This window comes from Bradyrhizobium manausense, assembly GCF_018129685.1.
Taxonomy (GTDB): Bacteria; Pseudomonadota; Alphaproteobacteria; order Rhizobiales; family Xanthobacteraceae; genus Bradyrhizobium; species Bradyrhizobium manausense_D.
In genome coordinates this window covers 1-11,326 of record NZ_JAFCLG010000044.1, presented here as the reverse complement: position 1 = coordinate 11,326, position 11,326 = coordinate 1, and the positions used below count along the sequence as shown (strand labels likewise).

The 11,326-nt window shown below is 59.5% G+C and carries 7 protein-coding genes and 2 pseudogenes; 6 read left to right on the top strand and 3 right to left on the bottom strand.

Translation table 11 applies throughout. The features are described 5' to 3' along the window. Positions 1-255 precede the first annotated feature (255 nt). Positions 256-2,220 (bottom strand): autotransporter domain-containing protein, encoded by a 1,965-nt coding sequence (locus JQ621_RS35030; protein ID WP_212241751.1) that lies wholly within the window; start codon positions 2,218-2,220, stop codon positions 256-258. A 447-nt stretch (positions 2,221-2,667) separates the two neighbouring features. On the opposite strand from JQ621_RS35030, the gene JQ621_RS35025 reads away from it, so the two are divergent. From JQ621_RS35025 to JQ621_RS35015, 3 genes are all read left to right on the top strand, one after another. Beyond that, complete coding sequence (locus JQ621_RS35025; RefSeq protein ID WP_249125768.1) at positions 2,668-4,908, top strand: caspase family protein; 2,241 nt, start codon at positions 2,668-2,670, stop codon at positions 4,906-4,908. Positions 4,909-6,144: 1,236 nt separating this feature from the next. Beyond that, entirely contained in the window at positions 6,145-6,891 is a 747-nt protein-coding gene (locus tag JQ621_RS35020; RefSeq protein ID WP_212241750.1) for an alpha/beta fold hydrolase, read from the top strand. Between the two features lie 167 nt (positions 6,892-7,058). Continuing rightward, positions 7,059-7,970 (top strand): ABC transporter substrate-binding protein, encoded by a 912-nt coding sequence (locus tag JQ621_RS35015; RefSeq protein ID WP_212241749.1) that lies wholly within the window; start codon positions 7,059-7,061, stop codon positions 7,968-7,970. 103 nt (positions 7,971-8,073) lie between these two features. On the opposite strand, the gene JQ621_RS35010 is transcribed toward JQ621_RS35015, so the two are convergent. Further along, positions 8,074-8,238, bottom strand: a complete 165-nt coding sequence (locus JQ621_RS35010; protein ID WP_212241748.1) for an ABC transporter substrate binding protein — start codon at positions 8,236-8,238, stop codon at positions 8,074-8,076. 121 nt (positions 8,239-8,359) lie between these two features. On the opposite strand from JQ621_RS35010, the pseudogene JQ621_RS35005 reads away from it, so the two are divergent. Together JQ621_RS35005 and JQ621_RS35000 are read left to right on the top strand one after the other, a co-directional pair. Beyond that, positions 8,360-9,814: pseudogene (locus JQ621_RS35005) on the top strand (ISL3 family transposase); the annotation flags it as partial. Between the two features lie 215 nt (positions 9,815-10,029). Then, complete coding sequence (locus JQ621_RS35000; protein ID WP_212241746.1) at positions 10,030-10,530, top strand: GNAT family N-acetyltransferase; 501 nt, start codon at positions 10,030-10,032, stop codon at positions 10,528-10,530. A gap of 156 nt (positions 10,531-10,686) precedes the next feature. On the opposite strand, the pseudogene JQ621_RS34995 reads toward JQ621_RS35000, so the two are convergent. Continuing rightward, positions 10,687-11,001 (bottom strand): annotated as a pseudogene (locus JQ621_RS34995) (IS3 family transposase); the annotation flags it as partial. Between the two features lie 92 nt (positions 11,002-11,093). Between JQ621_RS34995 and JQ621_RS34990 the strand changes: the two are divergent. Continuing rightward, positions 11,094-11,326 (top strand): transposase (locus JQ621_RS34990; protein WP_212241744.1); only part of this gene is annotated, 233 nt, incomplete at its 3' end.

The window sequence follows — 11,326 nt, the reverse complement described above, 5'->3', positions numbered from 1 at the left end:
TTCCGCATCGCTGAGCCAGTAGACCTGCTTTGCCATTCAAGCCTCCCTTCCGTTGAGAAGCTTGAATCACAATCTAAGTTCAGATGGAATCCCTATTGAGTACAGACCCTAGACTAGGTGCCTGAGCGCTGCAATCAGCACGGTTGTGAGGTTGCAGTGCGGATCGAGATATGAGTTCATGAGTTCAGGCTCAATTCGGCAAAACAAAAGCCCCGGACGATGCCGGGGCTTTCATGTCACGTGATTTGCACTTGGTCAGTACTTGGCAACCACTGCCTGGGGCGCGAAACGATAGTTGAGTCCGATCTTGACCTGATTGATGCTGTCAGCCTTGGTCGAGAGGATCGTCGTCCCGTCCGACGACAGCGCCCGGTCGCGACCGAACGACAGGTAGTCATATTCGGCCTTTGCCGACCAGTTCTTGCCGAGGTCGAATTCGGTGCCGTAGCCCAGTGTCCAACCGACGCGATTGTTCCTGATGCCGAAGCCGGTTCCGCTGGCGAATACGACGCCCGCTGCGTTCGCGCACACGGTTGGGGGAGCGAGCGCCCCACCTTGCGGATTATAGCAGGTTGCGTTCGTCCGGCCGTTCTCGAAAGCCGCGCCGCCCTTGAAATAGAGGAGCGTGCGTTCCCAAGCGTAGCCAGCGCGAGCCGTCGCGGTGGCGACCCAGCTCGTCTTGTCCTCGGCGACGAACAAGGCTGAGGTCAGGCCCGGGATTGTGAGGCTCGTGCCGGCCGTCCGGGCGCCGTGGATGTTGGCCGCGCCGATGTCGCCCTCGACACCAAGGACGAAGCTGTTGCTGAACTGATAGTTGTAGCCAAATTGTCCGCCGCCGAAGACGCCGCTCGTCCAAGGCCGGGTCGTGGTGGTTGCGGGGTCTCCGAACCTCAGGTCGGTCCGGCCGGCCGAGCCACCAAAGAAGCCGCCGACATAGAAGCCGGTCCAGTTGGTCGCCGTGATCACGCCCGGCCGTGCCTTGACCATTCTGATGGCTTTGGTCGGCATGATCGCGGCAGCGATTGTTTCCGGCGAGAACTGGTAGCGGATGCCGGCGTTGCCGGTCCAGCCGTCAATATTCGATCCGTTGCGGTAGTCGACGCGGACGAAGCCGAGCCAACCCGTATTCACGATCTGGCCGGCGACGCCGAGCGAGTACTGGCCGTAGGTGCCAACGCGCGAGGTTGTCGTTGTCTGGTTGTATGTGAATGGTGCGCCGCCGACTGGGAACACGCCGTTCAAAGACGTGTAGTTCGAGGTCACATTGCCGGCGAACTCATGGAAAACGCTCACAGACGCGAACGGCTGCCAGATGACGTTGGGCGTGGCGATCGTCTTGCCGCCACGCAAGCTGAGGCGGCCCATTTCGCTCTCGACATCGTTGGTCCGGATGATGCCGGTGATGCCAGTGAAGCTCGGACCGGCTACGCCGGGCGCGGTAAAATTGTCGACAGACGTCTTGGAATAGATGAAGCCAGCCGACGGCTCGATGAACCAGCTGTCGCCCAGGTCAAAATTGTAGCCGGTCGATGCCGAAACCGAGAAGCCGTGCGCTCCGATCGGCTGGCCGGCAAAAGCGAAGCCCGGATTGTTCAAGCTGACATTATAGAATTCTTGGCGAACCATCAGGTCGGCAAAGAAACGGCCTTTCGTGGCAACGATGTAAGTGCCGAAGAAGGGCACCTCGAAATTGTTGCTGAAGTTAGCATTGTCGGTCGTCTTCGCGCCGAGATAACCAGCGGTTGTGCCGAGATGCACGTTCCAGCCGCTCCAGTTCAGCCGAGCGATATCGGCGCCGACCTGAACGCCCGCGAAATTCTCTTTCTGCGCGTTGGAGCAGTTGGTTGTTGCGGTGTTGAAAACCGTGCCGGCCTGCGTCGACACGCCTGCCGATTGGGAAGTCGAACTGATGTTGACTTGACCGCCGACGGCGCGAGCCCACACGCCGCCGCCCGGCTGATCCGGCGCCGGGTTCGCCGGAGCCGACACGAACGCGCTGCCTTGCTGCGTCAGGAATGCGGTGTTGACGTTACCGATAGCCGCTGAAATGGAAGCGCTGGCAGAACTCGTTGGCACAGCCAGCGTGCCAATGTTGTTGATCGTCGCGCCGGTTTGCGTCGTCGCGCCGCAGTTTTGCGCCAAAGCCGACGATGTCCCCAACAGCAGGGTGGCAACCGCCGCAACCCCCGCGCCACCAGCCCACTTCGCAAACGAGCCCATCGCCAGTTCCCCAAAAATCGGAATCAAAAAATATTGAGCGGAGCGTAATTGACGCTTTTGGCGGGCGAAACCGCGAGCTTTTGTTTTTGGTCAGCCGCGCCTGTGAATTCCGCGCGGTGTATCTGGACGGCAACACTTTCGAAACAGAACCACGGTTTCGGATTACCGGTTGCGTGACGTGAATCACGTTGCCGCGAGTTCCATGCGTTACGCTGCCGACACGTGTGCGGCGGGCTGACGCGGTCTCTCAAATCACGATCTTTGTGACTTGTGTCACGCACGGAATCGGAAAAATACCTTGGTGTGAAGGCGTTTCGACACATTGCGAGACAATGGCCTCGCAGATAAAATCCAGCATCGATTATTGATTTCGGGCTGGCCGACTTCCTGCAACCTTAGCCTCGCGGCTCGGTGTTGTGCTGTTTGCTCGCCAAAACGGAATGTTTGATGATCCGGCGGTTTACCGCAGCGGTAGCGACGATCGTCGGGACCTTCTTGTTAGTGGTCCTGGCGCCCGATTGCGCGTTTGCCGAGCGCCGCGTTGCGCTGGTCGTCGGCAATTCAAGCTACCAGTCGGTTCCGCAGTTGCCCAACCCTGCGCGCGATGCGAGCTCCATCGCAAAGATGTTTCGCGAAGCCGGCTTCGACTCCGTCGACACGCTGATTAACGTTGGCAATCTCGAGTTCAAGCGCGCGATCCGCAAGTTCGAGACGACGGCCGACCAGGCTGATATCGCGGTGGTCTACTACGCCGGACATGGTCTGGAGATCGGGGGGACCAACTATCTGATCCCGGTCGATGCGAAGCTGGCCTCCGATCGTGACGCGGACGACGAAGCGATCCCGCTCGAGAGGATGGTATCCTCGGCCGACGGCGCCAAGCGGCTACGCCTCGTCATTCTCGATGCCTGCCGTGACAATCCCTTCGTGGGCACGATGCGGCGGGAGCGACGGAGTGTTGTGACCCGCGCCGTCAGCAGCGGACTCGGCAAGGTCGAGCCGACCATGACGGATACGCTGATCGCATACGCGGCGAAGGCCGGCTCCACGGCAGATGACGGCGACGGCGAGCACAGTCCCTTTACAGTGTCGATTCTCAAGAATCTTCCTGTGCCTGGACTTGATGTGCGTCTTGCTTTCGGCCGGGTTAGGGATGAAGTACTCAAGTCGACAGCCAATCGCCAGGAACCGTATGTGTATGGTGCCCTCGGCGGTGGCACGATCTCGCTGGTGCCGGCTCCGGCAGTGCCGCAAGAGGCGCCCGTCAGCGATGTAAAAGGGGACTACGAGTTGGTGCAAAAGATCGGCACCAAGCGGGCGTGGGAAGTTTTCTTGGCGACCCATCCAACGGGCTTCTACGCCGAATTGGCGCGTGCGCAGATGGAGGCGCTCGGCAGCCAGCCACCGGCAAATATTCAGGTCGCGGCCTATCCGCAGACGCCGCCAACGACCCGCGATACGCCACCGACGAAGGAACAGATCGAGTGGGAAAAAATCAAGGATAGCGTGGACGTCCCCGTGCTCCAGCGTTTCATCAAGCGTTTTCCCGACGCGCCGCTCGCGATCACCGCGCAGCAGCGCATCGACGTTTTGAAGCAGGCGATCCAGGAGCGTGAGGACAAGGCGCGTGCCGACCGTGAGGCAGCTCGACAGGCTGCCGAGGAGGCCAAGCGGAAAGCGGAGGCCGAGCAGGCGGAACTGGCCGCGCAGAAGAAGCGGGAAGACGACGAGCGCCGGGCACGCGAGGCCGAGGCAGCCGAGAAGGCCAAGGCAGCTGCGGCAGCAGCGGCAGTCGAGAAAAAACGGATCGAGGATGAGCGGCGTGCAGCTGCGGCTGAAGCCGACAGGCTGGCCAAAGTCGCTGAGGCTGAGCGCAAGGCACAAGATGCCAGGCAGAAGGCCGAGCAGACCGAGCACGACCGCGCCGCTGCGGCCGCGGCGGCAGCAAAAGCGGCAGCGGATAAACAGGCAAAGGAAGCCGAAGAGGCCCGCAGGGTGGCTGACCTCGCGGCGGCGAAGGAAGCCGCCTGCAAAGACCAACTGGCCCAGCTGGATGCGATCATCGCCAAAGGGAGTGATGGAACCGGCATCGACGACCTCAAGACATTCTTTAAGACGGTCTCCTGCGACCGACTCGGACCAGTGGTCGTTGCCGCGATCGATCGCTTCAATGCCGAGGCTGTGAAGCGGGCGGCCACGCTGCCCAATTCGCCGCAACTCGTCACGTCCGCCCAGACTGAGTTGGTCCGGCTTGGCTGCCTGACCGGCAAGCCGGATGGCAAGCTGAGCGACTCGACCAAGGCTGCCCTTGGTCGTTACTTCATGATCGGAGGCCAGCCGGTCGAAGCCGACAAGATCAGTGTGACGCAGGACCTGGTCGCCGAGCTCTCCAAGCACGCGACACGGGTCTGTCCGATCCAGTGCAAGAGCGACCAGACCCTGAAGGGCGATGTCTGTGTCGCCAATGAGAATCCGGCGTCGGCCGCGACCGCCTCGCGCAAGAGCGGCGACGATGGCAAGTCGCGCCAAAAGCAGACCAACCGCGATGCCGATCGCGAACCCGCTCGTCGTGCCAAGTCCGACAACGATACGCCTCGCGCCCGCCAGCAGGCGGTTGCACGTCCCAGCATCGTGAGTGGTGGCGGTGGTGGCGGTGGTCACAGCACCATCATCGGCGTCGGGTTCTGAGACGATTAAGAGCCGGTGGGGTATTGCCCGTGCCGGCGCCAAGAGGAGCGGAGATGAATCGAGTTTATTCGTTGGTGCTTGCAGCGGCCGTATCGATGTCGTTCGTTCTATCTGCGGCCCTACCGGCCCTCGCGGATCAGGGAACAGTGAAGCCCTCCAAGAAGCAATACGCCCTGCACGCCGATCGATGGGCAATTGCGCGTGTCCACCAGGCTACACGCGTTGCGGCAATCCCCCCGGATGTCGCGTGTGGAGGATTCTGGTGCCGCCGTGATTTCGTGTTGATGCTCGGCATTGGCTTCTGATCCGCAAACGCAACATGTTTTCTGCTCTCGGCCATCGCAACCGTTCGCGCGGTGCGCGGCCATGTCCGAAGTTGAGGCTAGACCGGACCTGACTGCCCACGGCCGAAACCGGCGCTGTTGACCCTTAGCGGACCACGGCGGCGCACGCGTCTCTTACGATCCGTTTCGCGACCTCGAAGTATCGCCCATTGTTGAACTCACTATCAGCGCCCCATAAAACGGTGATTGCAATACAAGCAGCAAGAACAGCCTTCATGATCAGTCCCCCGGAAAGTGGGATAGCTTCGACAATACGAAGAGAGTGAAGTGGTCTCAGAGTAAATCGGCTTGATGTGGAGCGAGCTTACAGTAAATTCGGCTATAATTGCGACAATACGAAATCAGACTGAGTGCACCGCTTATGCCTCAGCCGGAGTCCATCGAATTCAAGGTTACGCCCGCTGTGCGACGCCCTATGGTTGCTACTAATGACCAGAAAGTTTTTCGCGCCTACGGACCGAATGGCAGCGTATGGAGATGTGAGCGCGGTGTCTCGCGCCGCGTACTTTGGTGGCTGCTAGCGCACAAAGTTATCGAAGACGAGCCCTTAACGACCGCCAAGGAGCTTTCACTTACCATCACTCGCATGCGGCTAAGCAAGGTTGGCTTCGACATCCTGAAAACAGGCAAGGTAAGATGAATATAAACCTGATGGGTGTGAGATGCGAGAACGCTGCGAATTCATCGAAGGAGTCTCCGTATGGCCCATCGCAACCGTCCGGGCGGTGTCTGGCCATGTCCGAAGTTGAGGGTAGACCGGACCTGACGGCTCACGGCCGAAACCGGCGCTATTGACCCGAAGCGGACTTCGCCGCTCCAGATCGTGGTCTCTGCTTGAAATGCGGTGTGGTTCAGCTAACCTCCATTAACGTTAGGGTTTTGGGGGATAACCATGGCGTTTGTCACCAATCGTGGGGTGCGCATCCACTTTCAAACTATTGGCGAGGGTAGTCCTCTTGTGCTTCATCACGGGCTCGGTGGAAGCGGTGCTGACTGGATTGACCTTGGCTACGTGGACGCGCTGAAAGATCGCCATCAGATCATCTTAGTTGATGCAAGAGGTCACGGCCAAAGTGATAAGCCACACGACCCTGCTGCCTATGATCAGGCAGCCATCGCATCCGATGTCGTCGCGGTGCTCGACGGGCTTGGGCTCCGTACATCGAATTTCTTTGGCTACTCCTACGGTGGCTACGCTGCCTTTGGCCTCGCCCAATACTATCCGAAGCGCATCGGCTCTTTTGTAATTGGAGGGGCTCATCCGTATGCGGAGAACCTCCAGCCATTCCGTGATTTGTTTCCGAGTGATCCGGCAGTATTGGCTGCATCAATCGATAAGATTTTCGGGCATTTGGTTCCACCCAGTTGGCGGGATCGGCTTGTTGCAAATGACGTGGCCGCGATCCACTTTGCCGCGCGGGACCGTTCGTCGATAGCCGACGATGTATTACTGAAGATGACAATTCCCTGCTTGCTCTTCGTCGGCGAACGGGACCCGCGCTTAGCCGCAGTACGGGAGTGCGCATCGCACCTAGCGAACGCTGCACTGTTCGTGTTGCCCGGTTGCGATCACATGACCGCTGTAGGACAAACCGAGGCCGTTGTGGCGCGCATTAATAAGTTTCTATCTTCAGTCTGATGAACCGCAACCGGCCGGGCGATCCCCGGACATGTCCGGAGCGGAAGGTAGACCGGACCTGACTGCCCACGGCTGAAACCGGCGCTGTTGACCCAAACCAGACGTTACCCAACGCTCTTGGACCGGCGCCGAAACGAGCTTACCATCAGAGCCAGTTGGAGCTGGCCATGAAACGACGCGAGTTCATCGGACTGATCGGCGGAATGACGGCGTGGCCACGGACCGTATGGGGACAACAGGCTGCGAGCCTGCCGCTCGTCGCGGTCCTCGCGATGGCGACCGAGCAAATTGCGAACGCACGGAGCGCCAATATCCGCGAGGGCCTGAAGCGGGCCGGCCTTGTCGAAGACAAGGACTACATCATTACGGTACGCTTCGCCGAAGGCGATTCCGTACGCCTGCAGGAAATCGTGAGGGAATTGGATCGCCTGAAGCCACGTGTCTACGTCACAGTGGCCAACAGCCCCCAGCCAATCCACAGGCTGGCCCCGAACGTACCAGTGGTCTTCACAGCCATTGCAATCGATCCTGTCGCGTACGGTTGGGTGAAGAGCTATGCAAAGCCGGGCGGCATGACGACAGGCAATGTCCAGAACGCCCTTGGTGGTCTGGAGAGCCTGACGAGCAAGCAATTTCAACTTTTTAAGGAGCTGGTGCCAAACCTGATGCGGCTTGGGTTCATTGGTCTAATGGATACTGCTGTCCAATTTCCAGTTGAGCATGCTGCGGTGCAGAAGGCCGCTCAGCAATTGGGCTTCGCCGTCTCCATGTATGATGTGCCGACGCTCGATGACGTCGAGAGCGCGATTGAATCGGGGCAGCGCGACGAGGTTAGCGCATTCTTCGTGTCAATTTCTCCGAGACTGGTGGCTCGTATTCCCCAAATTGTCGCTACGCTCGCAAAGACCGGTAAACCGGCTCTTGGCCCCACCGCCGTGTGGGCGCGAGGCGGGCTCTTAATGTCCTACTCTACGGATTTCGATGAGCAGGCTCGCCGCGCCGGTGGCCAAGTCGCACAAATTCTGAGCCAACTTCGGATTGCGTCCGCAATGGGTCAACAGCGCCGGTTTCGGCCGTGAGCAGTCAGGTCCGGTCTACCTTCAACCCCGGACAGGACCGGACACCGCCCGGACGGTTGCGATGGGCCACAACCGGACTCATGCAACGCAGCAATCACGGCTTTTATTCGATCAACTCGTCGGCCTGCGCGAGTAGTGCTGGCGGGACCGTAATGCCAAGCTGCTTCGCCGTTTTCAAGTTCAGGATAAGCGTGAACTTGTCCGCTTGCTCGATGGGCAGATCGCCGGGATTAGCTCCCATCATCGTAAGATGGTTGTGAACCTGCATCGGGCATCCGGGCGGTGCCTTTTTTATCTTGCCGTTGTCTTGCCCGCTCAGTCGCTGGCCGACTCTACAGAGCAGCCAAGCTGCAACTTTGCCTGCTTCGCACAGTACCTGTTCGACGGTAAGTGCCTTAAGCCATTGCCCATCGTGCGGAACGGTTTCGCGACGTGTCCATAGCCGCTATCGACGTTGCGTGACCGATCTTCCGCTCGCGGGGCGGATCGTCCAGCTCCTGGTAATCGCCCGCCGCTTCCGCTGCGATGCCGTCCTGTGCGGGCGCCAAATCTTCACTGAGCGCTTCGCCGAGGGGATACTGGCTCCATCAGCGCGACGCACGGCGAGGCTGGACTCTATTGTCCATCACCTCGGTCTGGCGCTTGGTGGTCGACCGGCGGCAGGCTTCGCAAAACGGCTGATGCTGCCGGTGAGCAAAGACACGCTCCTGCGAGTGGTCCGACGCCGTAGCCGTCCGCCGGCCGACCCGCTCAGGGTTATCGGCATTGATGATTGGGCCTGGCGGCGCAATCACCGATACGCCAGCATCATCTGCAACCTGGAAAAGCGTCAGATTGTCACGCTGCTGCCGGATCGGGAGCCCGCAACCGCCCAAGCGTGGCTCGCTTCGCATCCCACGATCGCGATCGTCGCCCGTGACCGTGGTGGAGGATATGGCGAAGCCGCAGCAAAGGCCTTGCCGTACGCGATGCAGGTGGCAGATCGTTGGCATCTGATGGAGAACGCCAGTCGAGCTTTTCTCGACGCCGTCCGCAAATCGATGCGACCGATACGCACCGTGATTGGCGCGATCACGATCGATCCCGCGCTGCTCACAGCCGCCGAGCGCCTCCAGTATGAAGGCTACCTGCGCCGAGAGGAGACCAATGCGGCCATCCTGGCTCTGTCGAAGAGCGGCATAGCCATCAAGCAGATCGTGCGCCAGACTGGCCATATCAGGAAGCTGGTACGGCAGGTGATCCGCGGCGAACGCACCGATGTTTTTCGAACCCGGCAAAGTTCGTTGGATCTGCATTTGCCATAGCTCGATAATCAATGGGTGTCCGGCTGTCGAAACGGGGCTGAACTCTGGCGCCGCCTAGCAGCACGCGGCTTCCGCGGCTCGCTCCGCGTCGTCAGCGAGTGGGCGACCCGCAGACGACAGGCCGAAAAGGCCGATGCACAGAACCTGCAGCGGATTCCCTCAGCCAGAACAATCGCTCGCCTCATGACCATCGGGCGGGACCTGCTCACGAAAGCGGAGACCGTCACGGTCGCGGCGATCGAAGCTGGCGTACCAACCCTGGTCGAAGCGCGCGAGATCATCGCTGAATTCCACTTGATGATCCGGCGCAAAACTGAGGAGGGGCTCATACCATGGATCGAGCGCGCCCGCGCCAGTCTCGTCGCCTCGTTCGCCAGCGGCGTTGCGAAAGATGAAGCAGCGGTTAGGGCCGCAATCACTTCGCTCTGGTCCAACGGACAAACTGAAGGTCAGATCACGCGCCTCAAACTCGTCAAACGTCAAATGTACGGTCGCGGAAAAATCGATTTGCTTCAAGCTAGACTAATCGGCGCAGAATAATCGGAGCTGCACCAAAAATGCGTCAGAGCCAATATTGCAGGCCGAATGACAGGCAGAGCGGACCAGATTTGCTCAACCTAAGTTCTTCGCTTTTTAACCCCGGAGCCGACATCTCGTTTGATGAAAGCATCTGCGGTTGCCTGATGGCCCTCTCAAAAACGCGACGTAACAACCGCGCGGCAAATCCGTATTTATCCAAAAACAGAGGGTGAGACGTGATCAAAAGCCGTGAGAATTTGCTAGGACCTTTGATACCGAACGCCTACCTGCGCGATGCTGCCCCGGAAGACTCCGCAGGGATTGGGGTTATCGCTGAGGAAACTGGTCTATTTCCGGCCAGTATGGCGAGCCAAATGATACAAGGCTGCTTCAGCAGGCCAAACGAAGCATTTCTCTTAGTTGCAGGTTCCGACGACTCAATGCTCGGCTTCGCATATTGTGAGCTTGAGCGGCTGACTTCGGGCACCTGGAATCTTCGCGCCATTGGAGTAGCCCCCAAATGCCACCGGTCTGGCATCGGATCGGCGTTGTTACATCACGTCGAGAAGAAAATCAGTACTTTAGACGGTCGCGTAATCATCATCGAGACTACCGATGAGACCGCGCAAGAGCCGGCGCGCGTTCTGTATTCTACATCGGGATATAAGAAAGAGGCATACATTCGGGATTTCTGGGACGTAGGCGTAGCAAAAGTCGTTTTCTGGAAGCACTTCTAATCGAACATTGTCTTGGGAAGGATGACTGCATTTGGCCCAGCATTTCGCGTGGAATGGGGATTAGCCTCGCGGCGCTGGGGCTTGTGGTTTGTCTCAGCACATCCTCAACCGTCCAAGCCCAAGGGGTGAGCTGCTGCCGGTTTGATGGACACCCGGTTAAGCTAATCCCACCTCGCGCTCGAACTCAACAGGGCTGAGGTATCCGATCGTCGAATGACGCCGGACGGCGTTATAGAAGCGCTCGATGTAGTCGAACACATCTGCTCTTGCCTCGTTCCTGGTAATATAGGTCTTGCGCTCGGTGCGCTCGGTCTTCAACGACGAGAAGAAGCTCTCCATCGCCGCGTTGTCCCAGACGTTGCCGGATCGGCTCATGCTGCAAACGATCCCGCTGTCCGCCATCAGGCGCTGGAACTGTTCGCTGACGTATTGGCTGCCGCGATCGGAATGATGCATCAGCGCATCCGGTTTGCTGGTAAGCGTAGCGCCGCGGCCCTTTAGATTGTCTGTGCGCGATTTTGGGAGCGCCGCTAGAAGAGTCATCTTCTGCAAGGGTGCTCACAATGGACGACCGTTCGGACGACATAAGACGACCATTGACACAGCGTATCGAAGTGTACGCCGGCGCAGGCCGTAAGCAGTGGCCGGATGATTTGAAGGTCCGGATTGTCGCGGAAAGCCTTGAGCCGGGCGCGGTTGTAACAGATATCGCACGCCGGCATGGCTGCCGGCCCCAGCAGGTGCATGACTGGCGGCGCCGGGCGCGTTCAGGTCAACTGGTGCTGCCAGCTGCGGC